The organism is Rhodoferax sp., from assembly GCF_028688795.1.
GTDB lineage: Bacteria > Pseudomonadota > Gammaproteobacteria > Burkholderiales > Burkholderiaceae_C > Rhodoferax.
Map to the genome: position 1 here is coordinate 90,309 of NZ_JAQTXM010000011.1, position 15,927 is coordinate 106,235.

At 60.5% G+C, this 15,927-nt stretch carries 17 protein-coding genes; 7 read left to right on the forward strand and 10 right to left on the reverse strand.

Annotated features, from left to right (window positions below; all coding sequences use genetic code 11):
* Window positions 1–67: 67 nt before the first annotated feature.
* A complete protein-coding gene (locus PHQ58_RS10265; protein WP_300110775.1) occupies window positions 68–1,552 on the reverse strand; it encodes a M20 family metallopeptidase in 1,485 nt (494 codons plus the stop codon).
* A 193-nt stretch (window positions 1,553–1,745) separates the two neighbouring features.
* On the opposite strand from PHQ58_RS10265, the gene PHQ58_RS10270 reads away from it, so the two are divergent.
* Window positions 1,746–2,180: a PAS domain-containing protein gene (locus PHQ58_RS10270; protein ID WP_300110778.1), complete on the forward strand. Its 435-nt coding sequence runs from the start codon at window positions 1,746–1,748 to the stop codon at window positions 2,178–2,180.
* A gap of 59 nt (window positions 2,181–2,239) precedes the next feature.
* Here PHQ58_RS10270 and otnI read toward each other — a convergent pair whose 3' ends face one another.
* Window positions 2,240–3,073 carry a 2-oxo-tetronate isomerase gene (gene otnI / locus PHQ58_RS10275; RefSeq protein ID WP_300110780.1) on the reverse strand — a complete coding sequence of 278 codons (834 nt, stop codon included), beginning with the start codon at window positions 3,071–3,073 and terminating at the stop codon, window positions 2,240–2,242.
* Window positions 3,074–3,226: 153 nt separating this feature from the next.
* Between otnI and PHQ58_RS10280 the strand changes: the two genes are divergently transcribed.
* Window positions 3,227–4,120 (forward strand): D-hexose-6-phosphate mutarotase, encoded by an 894-nt coding sequence (locus PHQ58_RS10280; RefSeq protein WP_300110782.1) that lies wholly within the window; start codon window positions 3,227–3,229, stop codon window positions 4,118–4,120.
* Between the two features lie 3 nt (window positions 4,121–4,123).
* Here the strand turns inward: PHQ58_RS10280 and PHQ58_RS10285 are convergent, their stop codons facing one another.
* From PHQ58_RS10285 to PHQ58_RS10310, 6 genes are all read right to left on the reverse strand, one after another.
* Window positions 4,124–5,533, reverse strand: coding sequence for a right-handed parallel beta-helix repeat-containing protein (locus PHQ58_RS10285; RefSeq protein ID WP_300110785.1), 1,410 nt, complete (start codon window positions 5,531–5,533; stop codon window positions 4,124–4,126).
* Window positions 5,534–5,562: 29 nt separating this feature from the next.
* Window positions 5,563–6,681, reverse strand: coding sequence for an alkene reductase (locus PHQ58_RS10290; RefSeq protein ID WP_300110788.1), 1,119 nt, complete (start codon window positions 6,679–6,681; stop codon window positions 5,563–5,565).
* Window positions 6,682–6,771: 90 nt separating this feature from the next.
* Window positions 6,772–6,981, reverse strand: coding sequence for a hypothetical protein (locus PHQ58_RS10295; RefSeq protein ID WP_300110790.1), 210 nt, complete (start codon window positions 6,979–6,981; stop codon window positions 6,772–6,774).
* 155 nt (window positions 6,982–7,136) lie between these two features.
* Window positions 7,137–7,718, reverse strand: coding sequence for a methionine biosynthesis protein MetW (gene metW, locus PHQ58_RS10300; protein WP_300110793.1), 582 nt, complete (start codon window positions 7,716–7,718; stop codon window positions 7,137–7,139).
* Window positions 7,715–8,896 (reverse strand): homoserine O-acetyltransferase, encoded by a 1,182-nt coding sequence (locus PHQ58_RS10305; protein ID WP_300110853.1) that lies wholly within the window; start codon window positions 8,894–8,896, stop codon window positions 7,715–7,717. The genes metW and PHQ58_RS10305 overlap by 4 nt, the downstream gene beginning before the upstream one ends.
* Before the next feature lie 173 nt (window positions 8,897–9,069).
* On the reverse strand, window positions 9,070–10,062 hold the full coding sequence (locus tag PHQ58_RS10310) for a PfkB family carbohydrate kinase (RefSeq protein WP_300110795.1): 993 nt from the start codon (window positions 10,060–10,062) through the stop codon (window positions 9,070–9,072).
* 170 nt (window positions 10,063–10,232) lie between these two features.
* Here PHQ58_RS10310 and PHQ58_RS10315 point away from each other — a divergent pair, with 170 nt between their 5' ends.
* The 5 genes from PHQ58_RS10315 (at window position 10,233) to PHQ58_RS10335 (ending at window position 14,777) form a co-directional block, all read left to right on the forward strand.
* The gene (locus tag PHQ58_RS10315; RefSeq protein WP_300110797.1) at window positions 10,233–11,219 is read left to right on the forward strand and encodes a sugar ABC transporter substrate-binding protein; all 987 of its coding nucleotides are present in this window, start codon (window positions 10,233–10,235) and stop codon (window positions 11,217–11,219) included.
* Window positions 11,220–11,335: 116 nt separating this feature from the next.
* Window positions 11,336–12,295: an ABC transporter permease gene (locus tag PHQ58_RS10320; RefSeq protein ID WP_300110798.1), complete on the forward strand. Its 960-nt coding sequence runs from the start codon at window positions 11,336–11,338 to the stop codon at window positions 12,293–12,295.
* Window positions 12,295–13,089 carry an ATP-binding cassette domain-containing protein gene (locus PHQ58_RS10325; protein ID WP_300110800.1) on the forward strand — a complete coding sequence of 265 codons (795 nt, stop codon included), beginning with the start codon at window positions 12,295–12,297 and terminating at the stop codon, window positions 13,087–13,089. The genes PHQ58_RS10320 and PHQ58_RS10325 overlap by 1 nt, the downstream gene beginning before the upstream one ends.
* 9 nt (window positions 13,090–13,098) lie before the next feature.
* Window positions 13,099–13,551: an RbsD/FucU domain-containing protein gene (locus PHQ58_RS10330; RefSeq protein WP_300110802.1), complete on the forward strand. Its 453-nt coding sequence runs from the start codon at window positions 13,099–13,101 to the stop codon at window positions 13,549–13,551.
* The gene (locus PHQ58_RS10335) at window positions 13,548–14,777 is read left to right on the forward strand and encodes an ROK family transcriptional regulator (protein ID WP_300110804.1); all 1,230 of its coding nucleotides are present in this window, start codon (window positions 13,548–13,550) and stop codon (window positions 14,775–14,777) included. Before PHQ58_RS10330 ends, PHQ58_RS10335 begins: the two co-directional genes overlap by 4 nt.
* A gap of 70 nt (window positions 14,778–14,847) precedes the next feature.
* On the opposite strand, the gene PHQ58_RS10340 is transcribed toward PHQ58_RS10335, so the two are convergent.
* Both PHQ58_RS10340 and PHQ58_RS10345 read right to left on the reverse strand, forming a co-directional pair.
* Window positions 14,848–15,411 (reverse strand): TMEM165/GDT1 family protein, encoded by a 564-nt coding sequence (locus tag PHQ58_RS10340; protein WP_300110806.1) that lies wholly within the window; start codon window positions 15,409–15,411, stop codon window positions 14,848–14,850.
* Window positions 15,412–15,484: 73 nt separating this feature from the next.
* Window positions 15,485–15,925 carry a hypothetical protein gene (locus PHQ58_RS10345; RefSeq protein WP_300110808.1) on the reverse strand — a complete coding sequence of 147 codons (441 nt, stop codon included), beginning with the start codon at window positions 15,923–15,925 and terminating at the stop codon, window positions 15,485–15,487.
* Window positions 15,926–15,927: the final 2 nt, after the last annotated feature.

The window sequence follows — 15,927 nt, forward strand, 5'->3', positions numbered from 1 at the left end:
GCGTCGCACGGGTCGTTGATAGATGTCAAGAAGAGGCCAATTTATCCAAAGCAGACGGGGCTAGGCCTCAGGCCGTGGCGGCAGCTGCAATCACTTGCGCCACAGCTGCGGTAAGCTTTTTGGCGTACGGCACATGCAGAAACTCGTTCGGACCATGCGCGTTGCTTTTGGGCCCAAGCACACCGCAAACCATCATTTGCGCCCTGGGAAACCCGGTGCTCAACATGTTCATCAACGGAATGGTGCCGCCTTGGCCAATGTAGCCGCAGGGTGCGCCAAAGTAGTCTTTGGAGGCCTGGTTTAGCGCCTGCTCAAACCACGGTGCGGTGTTGGGCGCGTTCCAGCCGGTGGCCCCTGCGCCGCCTTCAAACGTCACCTTCGCCTGGTAGGGGGCGTTGTCTTCGAGCAGGGTTTTGAGTTCGGCCACAGCGCTGGCCGCGTCAATCAGCGGGGGCAGGCGCAGGCTGAGTTTGAAGGCGGTGTATGGGCGCAGCACGTTGCCGGCGTTTTTGAGTTCTGGCAGACCTTCGGCACCGGTCACGCTCAAGGTGGGTGTCCAGGTGCGCGCCAGCAAAGCTTGCAGCGGGTCTTGCGTGGTGGGCAACATGCTCTGGCTGCTGCTGCCACCGCAATCGGCGTGGGCCCAGGGAAAGCGTTTGTAAAGTTCTTCGCCCAGAATGGCTGCGGTGGCTTTGGCTTGGGCCAATCGGTCGGCCGGCACCTCGCAGTGAAAACTGGCGGGCAACAGTCGGCCGCTGGCGCTGTCTTCCAGGCGATCCAGCAGGTGGCGCAGGATGCGAAAGCTTGATGGCACCAAGCCGCTGGCGTCACCCGAGTGCACGCCCTCGGTCAGCACCTCGACCCTGAGCGTGCCGCTGGCCATGCCGCGCAGGCTGCTGGTAAGCCAGAGTTGGTCGTAATTGCCGGCGCCCGAGTCCAGGCAAATCACCAGGCCCACGTCGCCCAGGCGCTTTCGCAACAGGTCGATGTAGGGCATCAGGTCGTAGGAGCCGCTTTCTTCGCAGGTTTCCACCAGGCCCACGATGCGCGGGTGCGCCGCGCCCTGAGTTTTGAGGGCCTGAATGGCGGTGATGGCGGCGTAGATGGCGTAGCCATCGTCGGCACCGCCACGGCCATACAGCTTGCCGTCTTCATATTTGGGCGTCCACGGGCCAAGGTCAGCGCGCCAGCCGGTGAATTCGGGTTGCTTGTCCAGATGCCCGTACATCAGCACGGTTTGGTCAGACACCGCCTGGTTGGTGTTGCCGGTTGACGCGGCCACCTCAAAGAAAAGCACCGGCGTGCGCCCGGGCAGGCGAACGATTTCCTGTGTCAAGCCAGGAACCTTTTGCGCCTGCACCCACTCAAAAGCGTTCTGCACCACCGTGTCAATCAGGCCATGCGTGGCCCAATCGGCATCAAACATGGGCGACTTGGCCGGGACGGCGATATAGCCAGAGAGTTGCTTGACCAGGTCATCGTCCCAGGCCTGGCTGACTTGAGTGAGGGCTTGGGCGGTGTTCAAAAGTGAGGCGGGTAGACGTGCATTCATCAAAACTCCTGACATGGTTCATGGGCGATGACCATGATCATGCCATGTCCCCAAAACAGTGTCGGCGCCAAAATAATGACCGCCGACGTTAAAAAATTCTCAGGGCCCGGTGCAACGCAGCCGCAAATGGCGTACAACGCCAGCTGCAAAGCCAAAATTTGGCCCCGGTCCACGTTTTCCAGAAAGGACAACCATGGCAGACCATTGCACAGCCCACGCCCCTGAAGTCTTGTTTCGCATGAGCCAGATTGAACTCAATGCGGTTCAGGAGGGCGTGCTGATCACCGATGCCAACGGGATCATTCTTGCCCTGAACGACGCCTTCATCAGCCTGTCAGGCTTTAGCAAGGCCGAGACTTTGGGGCGAACTTGCCGCTTTTTTCAGGGCCCGGGGACTGATCAGCAGACGCTCAACGAGATGCGGCAGGCGCAAAAAAATGGCACGATCTTCTCTGGCGAAGTCCTGAACTACCGAAAAGATTACTCCGCCTTTTGGAACGAGTTGACCATTTTTCCCTGGCGTAACCACCGGCGTGAGGTGACGCATTTTGTGGGTCTGATCAAAGACATCACCGAACGCAAACTGGGCCAGGCGAGCCCGCAGGAGCCGGCCGAGGTGCTGCCTTAGATGCTATATTTAATATAGCTTCTTACGCACGAATTTAAAGGGCTAGAGGCCAAAAACATCTAAAAACTTGGCGCATACGACTGGCGCCAGCCAAGCCCGCTTGAGGTGCCACCCGCTTGCGCACCACGCTGCGGCCGGTACTCACACCCGACCCAGCCGCTGTAACCCAGCTCGTCGATCACATCAAACAGATACGGGTAGTTCAATTCGCCCACATCGGGCTCCTGGCGCTCGGGCACGCCAGCAATTTGAATGTGGCCAATGCGCCCGGTGGGCAGGTAGCGGCGCAGCTTGCTGGCCAGGTCGCCCTCTTGAATCTGGCAATGGTAGAGGTCCATCTGCACCTGCAGGTTGGGCGCACCCACCGCGTCAAGAATCTCGTGCGCATGGTCTTGCCGGTTCAGGAAGTAACCGGGCATGTCACGCAGGTTGATGGGCTCAATCAGCAGCGTCACGGCCTGCGCTGCGGCTTGCGCACAGGCCCAGGCCAGGTTGCCAGCCACCACGTCCAGCAGCGATTCACGCGCCACGCTTGCCGGCACCAAACCTGACATGACGTGAATGCGCGGGCACTGCAGCGCGCCAGCGTAGTCCAGCGCCAGTCTGACACTGTGGCGGAATTCGGCCTGCCGATGGGCCAGACACAGCAAGCCGCGCTCACCCGCGTCCCACGCTGCCGCTGCAGATGCCAAATCAGCACCGGCCGGGGGCGCATTCATCAGCACCTGCTGCAAGCCATTGGCCTGCAGGCAGGCTGCCAGTTCTTGCGGGGCCCAGGCGTAGGGGAACAAATATTCCACCGCCGTGAAGCCGTCACACGCAGCGGCTTCAAAGCGCGCCAAAAACGGCAGCTCGGGGTACAAAAAGCTCAGGTTGGCAGCAAAACGGGGCATGGGTCTGGCAAAAGCAGTGGTTCAGGACTTAAAGTGTCGCACAAGCAGTGGCGGGCGATGGGGGTGTATTTTTGTATAGAAATCACCTTCTAGCCCTTTATTTACATGCGTAAGCAGCTATTAGTAACATAGCATTTTTACATAGGACATCACATGACTCAACCCATCGACACCCTCAACACCCGCTTTGGCTTGGCTGGGCTGCTGCATTTTGTCGACAGCGGCGCGGGCTTGCCCGTGGCTGAAATCCACACACCTCACGCCAGCGCCCGCGTGGCACTGCAGGGCGCGCAGGTGCTGGCATTTCAGCCAGCCGGGCAACAACCGGTGCTCTGGGTGTCCAAAGCTGCGGTGTACGAGCCGGGCAAAGGCGTGCGTGGCGGCGTGCCGGTGTGCTGGCCGTGGTTTGGCGCCCGTGACGGGCTGCCGGCCCACGGCTTTGTGCGCACCCGCCTATGGGAGATGCGTGAAGCCACGCAGGATGCGGCCGGGCAAGTGGTGCTGCGCCTGGGAACAACTGATGACGCCAGCACCCGCACACTGTGGGACTTTGCCTTTGATCTGGAGCTGGTGGTCACCGTGGGCCAAACCCTGACCGTGGCCTTGGTCACCAAAAACACAGGCACAGCAGCTTTCACGATCACCGATGCCTTGCACAGCTACTTTTGCGTAAGCGACATTGCACAAGCCATGGTGCAGGGGCTGGACGGTTGCGCATACCTGGACAAGGTGCAAAACTTTGCCAAGGCCAAGCAAACCGGTGCCGTTGCGTTCACGGGCGAAACAGATCGTATTTACTTTGACACCACAGCCGACTGCCTGATTGACGACAAGGCCTGGAGCCGCAGTATTTGCGTGGCCAAGCAGGGCAGCAGCTCGACCGTGGTGTGGAACCCAGGAAGCGAGCGTGCAAAAACCTTTGCCGACATGGCAGCCGCTGAATTCAAGGACATGCTGTGCGTGGAAACCTGCAACGCCGGGCCGGATCAGGTCACGCTGGCACCGGGGCAGCAACACACCCTGACGGCAGCCATCAGCGTGGCTTGAGCGTCACACCCGCTCAAACGCCCCAATGTCTGGCTGGGCCCCGCGGGCCTGGTTGGCGTAGTCCACCAAAGCGGCCTGCGCCAGCAGTGCGGTGTTGATGGCGGGGCTGTTTGCAGCCAGCCTGAAGGTGTCCGCTTGACCGGCAACCAGGGGCAAAACAAAGCCGGGGTCCTGGCGCAGCAGGTTGCTGCTGCTGACCAGGGTCAGCGACAAAGTGTTACCAGCGCCGGCGACCAGCACGGCGTTGCGCGTGGGCGCAGCCACATCAAACAGCAGGTTGCCAGCCCAGGCGGCACCGGTGTTTTGAAAATCATCGGTGACCGCCTCCAGTAAGGCATTGCTGTTGGGGCTGGTTTGTGTGTTGCACACAGCAAGGTTGTTGTACCAGTGGTTGTTGCGGCCCTGACCGCTGCTGAGCTCTGCGCGCCAGGTGGCGGGGTTTGACAGGTCGGTGTTGTTGAATGCCACCGTGTTGTGCCGCACCGTGACGTTGTCGCTTTCATACGCCGCAATGCCGTCGCCGCCGTTGAAGGCCACGATGTTGTTTTCGACCAGCGTGCTGCCGCTGTAATTGCCTGAGGTAGCGCCGCCTTGACTGTTGTGAAAATCGTCAAGGATGATGCCGTTGCCCTCGCTGTGCGCGGCCACAACCGCGGCCGACTCGACGTTTGAGTGCACCAGATTGCGTCGTATGACGATGTGAAAGCCCGCTGCCGCATCAAACGCGCGGGCCTGGTAAATCGAAATGCCGCTGGTTTGGTGCACATTGGTGCTGGCGTTGCGAAACACCGCATTGGTCTCAACCAGGTAATAGTCACCCGCCTCCAGGCTGATGCCGCTGCCACCACAATCATGGCAGGTGTTGCCCACCAGCTGAATATGGTGGCTGTTGTTGCTTTCAATGCCGTGGCCCAGGTGGGCCTGCACATCCAGACCTTGCACCCGAATCCAGCCCACATTGGCCATGGCCAGCGCCGAATAACTGCCCAGTGGCCCCACCAACTTGGCCATGCCAGGGTTGGCTGCGCGCAGGGTGATGTAGCGGCCCGGCGCGCCAGACTGCGTCAACCAGACGTCTTCGGCATAGGTGCCATCGGCCAGCACAATGGTGTCGCCAGCGGCCACCACGGTCACCGCGTGGCTCACGGTGGCAAAGGGCGCAGCCAATGAGCCAGCGGCATTGTTATTGCCCGCGGGTGACACGTAAAAAATGCGGCCACTGGTGTCGGCCACGTAGTCTTGCGGCCATTCTGCCGCCGGGGTGGTGGGCGCGATCGGTTGGCTGGCGATGGGCGCTGGTGCCAAGGGCAGCAGATTCGCAGCGGCCGCGTCGCTGCCCTTGCCACCACCGCCGCAAGCGGCCAGGTTTGCCGATGCAGCCAGAGAGGTGTATAAAAAAAGTCGGCGGTCCATGTGGCTGATGCGTTGGGCTGGCTGGCGCTTTAGCCTTTGAGCGTGGGGTAGTCGGTGTACCCCTTGGCGCCGCCACCGTAATACGTGTTGCGGTCGCCTTCATTGAGCGGCTTGCCTTTGCGCAGGCGCTCCACCAAGTCCGGGTTGGCAATGAACGGGCGACCAAACGCCACCAGATCGGCACCACCCACGACGGCTTCCTGCGCCAGCGCCTTGTCCAGACCGTTGTTGATCATCCAGGCGCCTTTGCCAGCCGCAGCACGGTAAGCGCGGCGCAGGCCGGTGTAGTCAAACGGGCGGTCTGGCAACACACGCGGGCCACCGGTGGCGCCTTCGATAACGTGCACATAAGCCAGATTGAACGGCGCCAGCTCGCGCACCACGTAGTCAAACAAGGGTTGCGGGTCTGGGTCAAACGCATCATTGGCCGGGGTCACTGGGGACAGGCGAATGCCGACTTTGCCAGCACCCACGGCATCGGTCACGGCGCGCACCACTTCCAGCAGCAAGCGGGCACGGTTTTCGACGCTGCCACCAAAGTCGTCACGGCGTTGGTTAGAGCCGACCTTGAGGAATTGGTCCAACAAGTAACCATTGGCGGCATGAATCTCCACCCCGTCAAAACCAGCGGTGTGCACCGCATTGCGCGCAGCGGCCACATAGGCATGCACGATGTCGGGCAACTCGTAGGCTTGCAAAGCACGCGGCTCAGAGGTGTCGACAAAGCTCGGCACACCGTCCTTGATCAACACGGTTTTGGTTTTGGCCGTGATGGCCGAGGGCGCCACAGGCGCTGCCCCATGCGGCTGCAAGCTGGTGTGCGAGACCCGGCCCACATGCCAAAGCTGGCAAACGATTTTCCCGCCAGCCTTGTGCACCGCCTGGGTCACCGGCTTCCAGGCCTCTACTTGTTCCTCGGCGTACAAGCCGGGCACGTCTGAATAGCCTTGGCCTTGCTGGCTGATGGCCGTCGCCTCGCTGATGATCAGGCCGGCGCTAGCGCGCTGGCTGTAATACAGGGCCATGAGCGGCGTCGGGACGGCATCAGGCGCGCGGTTGCGCGTCAGCGGGGCCATGACGACGCGGTTGGCAAGGGAGAGGTCGCCCACTTGCAGGGGGTCAAACAGGGTGGCGGTACGGTAATGCATGGCTTGTCTCATGTAGGTATCTGAACGGTTCGCATTAGTTTAAGGTCTGTGCGACAGCGCTGCCGCGTTAATGCGGGTGCTGAGTCCGGCTCAATCCGTGAGACTCACCCCTAGGACAGCCAGCTTTTTTGCATACGAATCCCTGCGTTTAGCTGCTTTTGCAGCAGTTTCGACGGCCGTCTGAATGGCCTTGGGCCCTTTCTTTTGAGCAGCTTTGATCAATCCGAATTTGTGAGCGGCATCTACCTCCGCCCTCCTGAAAGTTGCGATGAGTTCGGAATTGGCAAGGGATTGATTCACAAGGACCTCATTTTTAAAAGGGCTATTTTCTGCGTCTTTTCCAGTTGATAGCTGGTCAAGGCGAGCCGACACCAAATGGTTCCAAGTGTCTGGTTTGAATCGCGTAGATCGGCAACTCCTGGCTGCCTACTAAAACCTGTCTTCTTCAGCCGGAATCACCGGGACAGTTGGTACACCGAGGTACCCGCCAGCAAATTAGGTAACCAGCGCACCACTTCGCCGTCCTGCAGGCCAAAGCTGTCCTGCACCTTGAGGCCGCTGCTTTGCGCCAGCACACCCAGGTCGGCATGGGTGCCAACACGGATGTTGGGCGTGTCAAACCATTGGTAGGGCAGGCGCTTGGTCACCGGCATGCGGCCCTTGAGCACGCTCAGGCGGTTTGGCCAGTGGGCAAAGTTAGGGAAGGCGACGATGCCTAGGCGCCCCACGCGCACGGTTTCAATCAGCATCACCTCGGCGTTGCGCAGGTGTTGCAGGGTGTCAATTTGCAGCACCACGTCAAACGAAGCGTCCTCGAACATGCTCAGACCTTCGTCCAGGTTGAGCTGAATGACGTTGACACCGCGCTTGACGCAGGCTAGCACATTGGCGTCGTCAATCTCCACGCCATAACCGGTGCAACCGCGCGTGGCTTTCAGGTGCGCCAGCATGGCGCCGTCGCCACAGCCCAGGTCCAACACCCGCGAGCCCTCTGGGACCAGTTGCGCCAGGGCGTTCATCAGGTGCGGGTCGCTCATGCTTGCACCTCAATGCTTTCAAAATAAGAGCGCACTACGCTTATATAACGGGGATCATCAAGCAAAAAGGCATCATGCCCATGAGGCGCGTCGATTTCGGCATAACTGACATCGCGTTTGTTGTCCAGCAGCGCCTTGACGATTTCACGGCTGCGCTTGGGGGCAAATCGCCAGTCGGTGGTGAAGCTGACCAGCAAAAACTTGGCGCTGGCCCGAGCCAGTGCCAGGCTCAGGTTGCCGTTGTAACGGCGGGCTGGGTCAAAATAATCAAGGGCGCGGGTGATCAGCAGGTAGGTGTTGGCGTCAAAGTATTCGGCAAATTTGTCACCCTGGTAACGCAGGTAACTTTCGATCTGGAACTCGGCCTCCAGCGTGCTGAATTTGTAGGGCACAGCAGATGTGGCGCGCACATCCCCGGGCGGCAGCGCCGCAAGCGAAGCAACAAGCGCAGGGGCAATCTGGTCGCGGCCAAATTTTTCGTTCATCACGTCATCACTCAGGTAGGTGATGTGGCCAATCATTCGGGCAATGCGCAGCCCGCGTTTGGGCACGGTGCCGTGGTCGTAAAAATGGCCGCCATGAAACTCGGGATCGGTGGTGATGGCGCGGCGGGCAACTTCGTTGAAGGCGATGTTTTCTGCCGTCAGGTTGGGCGCGCTGGCAATCACCAGCGCATGGCGCACACGGCCTGGGTACTGCAGCGTCCAGCTCAGGGCCTGCATGCCGCCCAAACTGCCACCCATCACGGCGGCCAGGGTTTGAATGCCCAACGCGTCAAGCAAACGGGCTTGGGCATCGACCCAGTCTTCCACCGTGACCACCGGAAAACCTGCGCCGTAAACGCGGCCGGTGTCGGGGTTGGTGTGCATTGGGCCAGTTGAGCCAAAACACGAGCCCAGGTTGTTGACACCAATGACAAAGAATTTGTTCGTATCAAGCGGCTTGCCGGGGCCAATCATGTTGTCCCACCAGCCTTCGCTCTTGTCCTGCCCCGCGTACACGCCCGCCACATGGTGCGAGGCGTTCAAGGCGTGACAAACCAGAACCGCGTTGGACCTGGCGGCGTTGAGCGTGCCGTAGGTCTCAAAGCTCAGGTGGTAGTCGCGCAGTGATGCGCCGCTTTGCAAAGGCAAGGCAGCAGCAAATTGCATGGACTGTGGCGTAGCGATCATCAAGATGTCAATCAGTTGGGGACAGAACTGGGGCGCTTCGCGTCACTGCGGTCTGTTCCACTAAGTTTCATGTGTGACGCTAAAGGCAAAACCGGGTGGGCAGGCATCTTTAGCGGTACTTGTTATGCGCCCGCAATTCTGGCAAATCGGCGCTTTGCCAGTATATCAACGCGGCGTGATCAGGGAATGAACACGCAAGGGTGCTGCTCAAGCCGCAATGCCACTTCGGCGCGCGTTGGCGGCACACAGCCGCGGCGCATCACACACAGGCTGGCACTGGCAATGGCGCTGCCGAGCAAGTGCTTGGCCACGTCGGCAGCCACCGCTGCGCTGCCCCAATCCGTGGACAGTTTGTGCCCCAGCATCGCAGCCACCAACCCGGCCAGAAAACAGTCGCCTGCACCCACCGTGTCAACCACCGATACGGGGGCTTGTTCTTGCGCCTGAAACACCTGGCCATGGCGGGTCAGCAAAGCCGCGCCTTCAGCACCCAAGGTGAGCGCCATCACGCTGGCGCGACTGCTGTGCAGCAGATGCTGCGCCTGCGCCAAGGCGTTCGCACCCGGGAGGTTCAGGCAGGCCAGATCTTCGTCACTGGCCTTGATCACGTCGGCGTACTGCAACGCCGTGAGCACGTGGCGACGGTACTGCTCCAGATTGGGCATGACAGAAGGGCGCAGGTTGGCATCAATCACCACGGTGCGGCCGGCTTGGCGCTGCGCAGCCAGCCAGGGCAGATAGGTGTCTGCATCGTCCGGTGACAACGCCAGGGCACCAGTACAAACCAGCGTCAAGTCCTCAAGGTCGTGGCAGGCCTGGGTCAAGGCGGTGGCCGTGGTGGCCCGGTCTGCCACGCCTTCACGGTAAAACGCGTAATCAGGGTGGCCTTGTTCATTGACATTCACCACCGCCAACGAAGTGACCTGAACCACTGGCTCGGGCACGGCCAGATGCACACCGTCATCAACCAGACCCTGCGCCAAACGCTGGCCAAACCGGTCGCGCGACAGGGGGTTGAGGTACAGCGTACCGACCTCTTGACGGGCCAGCGCCCGGGTCAGGTTGTAGACCGCACCGCCCAGACACGGCTCAAACCGGCCATCGGCATGGGCAATGAAATCGATCAAGGCTTCGCCTGCGGTGGCGACTTGGACAGAAGAATTTATTTGCATGGTATTAGGGTTTTCCATAACTAAAACAACTTGATTTAGTAACTATTCTGCCACTATAGTTCAGCCACGCTAGACAAACAAGCGTAATTACCCGCAGGCCAGCCTGAAGCAACCTGCACCAGAGCCAACCGATCGTCCCGCAAGGACACAGACCAAAGAGGAACACAACCATGAAGTTTTCGACCACCCTGCTGTTGAGCACCCTGACCCTGGCCACCACCGCCGCGTTTGCCGCCAACGAGCCCATCATTGGCCTGATCACCAAGACTGAGACCAACCCATTCTTCGTCAAGATGAAGGAAGGCGCACAGGCCGAAGCCAAGAAAGCCGGTGCCAAGCTGCTCAGCGCTGCGGGCAAGAAAGACGGCGACACCGCCAGCCAGATCACAGCCCTGGAAAACATGGCCGCCGCTGGTGCCAAGACAATTTTGATCACCTCCACAGGCGACGCCATCATCCCGACCGTGAAAAAGGTGCAGGCCAAGGGTGTGCAAGTGATTGCGCTGGACAGCCCGTTTGACGGCGCTGATGCCCTGTTTGCCACTGACAACTACAAGGCCGGCGTGCTGATTGGCCAATATGCCAAGGCGGCGTTGGGCAACAAACCTGCCAAGATTGCGATGCTCGACTTGTTCCCCGGCCACCCGGTGGGCGCACAACGCCACAACGGCTTCATGACCGGTTTTGGCTTGAAAGCCAATGACGCCAAATCCAACGAACTGTCTTCCACGCCTGAGACCGTGTGTGCTGGCGACACTGACGGCAACCAGGCCAAAGGCCAGACCGCCATGGAAAACTGCCTGCAAAAGAACCCTGACATCAACGTGGTTTACACCATCAACGAACCAGCCGCTGCAGGTGCCTACAACGCCTTGAAGAAGGCCGGCAAAGAAAAAGGCGTGATCATTGTGTCGGTGGACGGTGGTTGCCAAGGCATCAAGGACACCGCTGCCGGCATCATCACCGCAACGTCGCAGCAATACCCGCTGAAGATGGCGTCGATGGGCGTGGCGGCAGGCGTGGAATACGCAAAGACTGGCAAGAAAGTCTCTGGCTACACCGACACCGGCGTGACCCTGATTGCTGGCAAACCAGTGGCCGGCGTGGACAGCAAGGACACCAAGGTTGGCATGGACCTGTGCTGGGGCACCAAGTAATTTTCTAAGTAGGCGTCATTGCGAGGCGCGACAGCGAAGCGGCCATCCATGCCCGCCTGGATTGCCGCGCTGCCCTCGCAATGGCTACATCGTTCATTTTTCACACGGAGTCTGTGATGTCCACGACAACCAAACGCCCCATTCCCTGGGGAGCCCTTGGCCCCTGGCTTGCCCTGGCGGTGACCTGCCTGTTTTTTACCACCCAGTCTGACCGATTTTTGAGCGGCGAAAACCTCTCGTTGGTGCTGCAACAGGTGATGGTGGTGGGCGTGTTGGCCATTGGCCAGTCGCTGATCATTTTGACCGCCGGCATTGACTTGTCGTGCGGCATGGTGATGGCCTTGGGCGGCGTGGTGATGACCAAATTTGCCGCCAATTACGGCATGGACCCGTATGCGGCCATCATGTGCGGGCTGGCCGTGACCACCGGTTTTGGCCTGATCAACGGCCTGCTGGTGACACGCATCAAGCTGCCGCCATTTATTGTCACTTTGGGCACGCTGAACATTGCCTTTGCCATCACCCAAATCTATTCAGAGTCACAAACCATCACCAACCTGCCCAGTGTCATGACGGCGTTGGGCGAGACCTTCAACCTGGGCAGCACCGAAGTCAGCCTGGGCACCGTGACCATGCTGTTTTTGTATGCGCTGGCCTGGTTTGTGCTGCGCGAAACCGCCCCTGGCCGCCATCTGTACGCGGTGGGCAACAACCCGGAAGCGGCGCGCCTGACCGGCATCAATGTGGACCGCGTGCTGATCACGGTCTATGCCTTGGCCGGCCTGTTTTACGGTATTGCCGCGATGCTGTCGGTGGCGCGCACCGGCGTCGGTGACCCGAACGCCGGGCAGACCGAAAACCTGGACGCCATCACCGCCGTGGTGTTGGGCGGCACCAGCCTGTTTGGCGGGCGCGGCATCATTTTGGGCTCGCTGGTCGGTGCGGTCATCGTCGGCGTGTTCCGCAACGGCCTGACCCTGATGGGTGTGGCCTCGGTCTACCAAACATTGATCACCGGCATCTTGGTGATTCTGGCGGTAGCGGCTGACCAAATGTCTCGCAAAGGAGCGCGCTAATGAGCACCACCACACAACCCTTGGTCATGCAGGCCAAAGGCATCGTCAAACGCTACGGTCAGGTCACCGCACTTGATGGCACCGACTTTGAGCTGCGCGCCGGCGAAATCATGGCCATCATTGGCGACAACGGCGCCGGCAAGTCATCCCTGATCAAAGCCCTGTCTGGCGCCACCGTGCCCGATGAAGGCGAACTGCTGCTCGACGGCAAACCGGTGCGGTTCAAGTCCCCCATTGATGCCCGCAAAGCCGGCATCGAGACGGTGTACCAGGACTTGGCCGTGGCACCCGCCATGAGCATTGCCGAGAACCTGTTCTTGGGCCGCGAGTTGATCAAACCCGGCATGCTGGGCCAACTGCTGCGCCTGCTGGACAAGAAAGAAATGCTGGCGCAAGCCATTGCCCGGATGCAGGAGCTCAAGGTCGGCATCCGCTCCATGACACAAGCGGTGGAAACCCTGTCGGGTGGCCAACGTCAATGCGTGGCAGTAGCCCGTGCGGCGGCTTTTGCCCAGCACGTCGTCATCATGGACGAGCCCACTGCGGCGCTGGGCGTGAAAGAAGGCAACATGGTGCTGGAACTGATTCGCCGCGTTCGCGACAAGGGCCTGCCGGTGATTCTGATCAGCCACAACATGCCGCACGTGTTTGAGGTGGCCGACCGCATCCACATCCAGCGCCTGGGCAAACGCGCCGCCGTGGTCAACCCCAAAACCATCAGCATGAGCGACACCGTGGCGGTGATGACCGGCGCCAAGACGGTGGATGAATTGCCTGCCAATGCCCACGCCTAAAAGTTAAACATGCTCAAAGGAATCTCCCCCCTGCTCACGCCCGAGTTGCTCAAAATCATGATGGAAATGGGCCACGACGATGCGCTGGTGCTGGCAGACGCCAACTTCACCGCCATGAGCATCGCTGCCGGCAAACCGGTGATCCGGCTACCGGGTGCGTCGATGCTGCAAGCGGTGCAGGCCATCAGCGCGCTGCTGCCGCTGGCCGCCGACGTGCCACACCCGGTGGGCTTCATGGCCGTGAGCGGTGAACCCGCCAGTTACCGCTCTGCCCTGCAACGTGACGTCATCACCCTGATTCAGCCGGAAATGCTGCCCAGCCAAAGCGCAGAGCCCGTAGAGCGCTATGCTTTTTATGATCGCGCGCGCGCCGCCTACGCCATTGTGCTGACCGGCGAAAAGCAACCCTTTGGCAACTTCATCCTTCGCAAAGGCGTCATCGGCGAAAATCTGCGCCCATGACACCTCCGCGCCACCCCACTGCCGTTGAACCCCCTGCCGTGCTGCGACCGCGCGGCTCCAACCACGTTGGCATGCGCCAGTTCAACGAACGTGTGGTGCTGCAGGCCATTCGCCTCAATGGCAGCTTGCCCAAGGCCGATCTGGCGCGGGTCACGGGCCTGACGGCGCAAACCATTGGCCTGATCACGACCCGGCTGGAAGACGATGGCTTGGTCCTCAAACAAGCCCGCGTGCGCGGCCGCATCGGCCAGCCGTCGGTGCCGATCTCGCTCAACCCGAATGGCGCGTTTTCGATCGGCATCAAGATTGGCCGGCGCAGTGCCGACTGGCTGCTGGTGGATTTTGCCGGCCAGGTGCGCCAACGCGAGAACCTGGACTACGCTTTTCCAGACGCTGCCACGCTGCTGCCTGCCATCGCCAGCCGCCTGAACGCCATGCGCGAGCACTTGGGTGACCTGAAAGACCGGCTGGTTGGCGTGGGTGTAGCCGCACCCTTTCAAATGGGCGGCTGGCACAAGGTGCTGGGTTTGTCCGAGGCCCAGTCCGAGGCCTGGAACCAGCTTGACTTACGCGCGCAAGTGCAAGCCATGACGGATGTGCCGGTGAGTTTTGCCAAAGACACCTCAGCCGCATGCGTGGCCGAACTGGTTCAAGGGCGCGGGCGCGACCTGAAAAGCTTTTTGTACCTGTTTGTCGACACCTTTGTGGGTGGCGGGCTGGTCATCAACTCACACTTGCACACGGGCCTGCATGGCAACGCTGGCGCGGTGGCGTCGCTTCCGTCCAGCCTGGCGCAGGGCGACACACCGCCCACCCAACTGCTGCACCACGCCTCGCTTTGGGAGCTGGAGCAACGTCTGATCGCCAAAGGACTTGACCCGCATGGTGCTTACGACGAACGCGCCCTTACGCCCGCCTATGCGCCCGAAACCCAGGCCTGGCTCAAGCAGGCGGCCAACGCGCTGGCGCACGCCGTGGTCAGTGGCACCGCGTTTCTGGACATTGATGCCGTGGTCATTGACGGCTCGTTTTCCCGCGCGCTACTCGCCCAGCTGATCAGTGACACCGGGCAAGCCCTGCAACGTTACAACTGGGAAGGCCTGTGGCCAGCCAACGTGATTGCCGGCAACGTGGGCCCGGATGCCGGGGCGCTAGGCGGCGCGCTGATGCCGCTGCACGCCAACTTTGCACCCGACCAAGATTTGTTTTTGAAGGTTGGGGCTTAATTTATTAAGGTTTTTAGACCTCTAGCCCTTATATATCAAGCGCAAGCAGCTATTTAATATATAGCATTCATTAAAATTCTGCCAACAGCGCCCACACGCCCAGCCCCATGAAAATCAACGCTGACACGATGTGCACCACGCGCAGCGGCACCAACCGGGTCATGCGCTCACCGAGCCAGACCACCGGTGCGTTGGCCAGCATCATGCCCACCGTGGTGCCGGCTATGACCCAGTAAAAAGCCTGGTACTTGGCGGCCAGCATGACGGTGGCGATTTGTGTCTTGTCGCCCATTTCGGCCAGAAAGAACGCCACCACCGTGGTCCAGAAAATTCCGAAACGCGGCGCACTGGGGTCACCATCGTCATCCATCTTGTCGGGGATCAGCATCCACACCGCCATGGCAATGAAAGACACGCCCAGCACCCAACGCAACACGTCTGGCCCCAGCACACTATTAACCCAGGCGCCGACAGCACCAGCCATGGCGTGGTTGGCGACGGTGGCGACAAAAATGCCCCACACAATTGGCCAGGGTTTGCGAAAACGTGCCGCCAGAATGAGTGCGAGAAGTTGGGTTTTATCGCCCATTTCGGCCAGGGCGACGATACCGGTTGAGATTAAAAAGGCTTCCATCCTCCGATGGTAGCCTTTACACCCATCCAGGCGCCGGCCTGAATGGGTTTAACCGCATCCTGAGCACAATCAACTATTTTTTATTGCCAGCACCCGGGCCAGGACCTGTGCTGGTGCCAGTACTTGCACCCGGGCCGGGACCCATCCCTGGACGGGGATTTGGTGGCGTTTCAGGCAACGTCATGCCCTGCGCCTTGGCGCGCTCCTGCATTTTTTTATGGTGTTCCAGACGGTAGGCTTCGCGCTCTCGCTCAGTCTTAAGGGTGCGCATTTTGGCCTGATACGCGGCGCGCTCCTGCTGTGTCATCAGTTGACTGCCATACATGGCATCGCGCAGCCGGTCTTGATCACGCAACCGGTCTGGCGTTTGATCGCCAGTTCCGTCCTTGAGTTGGTCTCGGGTTTGGTCCCGAGTTTGATCCTGTGCCAGCGCGCCCGGCGCTGCGGCCACGGCCAGCAGTGCCATTGCAGCAGCCACAGCTGCGCGGGTGATATTGGTCTTTCGCATCTTCATAC

What these genes read in the sequence shown, in the direction of transcription:
- PHQ58_RS10310 (WP_300110795.1), bottom strand. Translation starts at nt 10,062, where the DNA reads ATGCAAATAAATTCTTCTGTCCAAGTCGCCACCGCAGGCGAAGCCTTG.
- PHQ58_RS10265 (WP_300110775.1), bottom strand. Translation starts at nt 1,552, where the DNA reads ATGAATGCACGTCTACCCGCCTCACTTTTGAACACCGCCCAAGCCCTC.
- PHQ58_RS10335 (WP_300110804.1), top strand. Translation starts at nt 13,548, where the DNA reads ATGACACCTCCGCGCCACCCCACTGCCGTTGAACCCCCTGCCGTGCTG.
- PHQ58_RS10325 (WP_300110800.1), top strand. Translation starts at nt 12,295, where the DNA reads ATGAGCACCACCACACAACCCTTGGTCATGCAGGCCAAAGGCATCGTC.
- PHQ58_RS10280 (WP_300110782.1), top strand. Translation starts at nt 3,227, where the DNA reads ATGACTCAACCCATCGACACCCTCAACACCCGCTTTGGCTTGGCTGGG.
- PHQ58_RS10330 (WP_300110802.1), top strand. Translation starts at nt 13,099, where the DNA reads ATGCTCAAAGGAATCTCCCCCCTGCTCACGCCCGAGTTGCTCAAAATC.
- PHQ58_RS10270 (WP_300110778.1), top strand. Translation starts at nt 1,746, where the DNA reads ATGGCAGACCATTGCACAGCCCACGCCCCTGAAGTCTTGTTTCGCATG.
- PHQ58_RS10340 (WP_300110806.1), bottom strand. Translation starts at nt 15,411, where the DNA reads ATGGAAGCCTTTTTAATCTCAACCGGTATCGTCGCCCTGGCCGAAATG.
- PHQ58_RS10345 (WP_300110808.1), bottom strand. Translation starts at nt 15,925, where the DNA reads ATGAAGATGCGAAAGACCAATATCACCCGCGCAGCTGTGGCTGCTGCA.
- metW (WP_300110793.1), bottom strand. Translation starts at nt 7,718, where the DNA reads ATGAGCGACCCGCACCTGATGAACGCCCTGGCGCAACTGGTCCCAGAG.
- otnI (WP_300110780.1), bottom strand. Translation starts at nt 3,073, where the DNA reads ATGCCCCGTTTTGCTGCCAACCTGAGCTTTTTGTACCCCGAGCTGCCG.
- PHQ58_RS10290 (WP_300110788.1), bottom strand. Translation starts at nt 6,681, where the DNA reads ATGCATTACCGTACCGCCACCCTGTTTGACCCCCTGCAAGTGGGCGAC.
- PHQ58_RS10320 (WP_300110798.1), top strand. Translation starts at nt 11,336, where the DNA reads ATGTCCACGACAACCAAACGCCCCATTCCCTGGGGAGCCCTTGGCCCC.
- PHQ58_RS10285 (WP_300110785.1), bottom strand. Translation starts at nt 5,533, where the DNA reads ATGGACCGCCGACTTTTTTTATACACCTCTCTGGCTGCATCGGCAAAC.
- PHQ58_RS10315 (WP_300110797.1), top strand. Translation starts at nt 10,233, where the DNA reads ATGAAGTTTTCGACCACCCTGCTGTTGAGCACCCTGACCCTGGCCACC.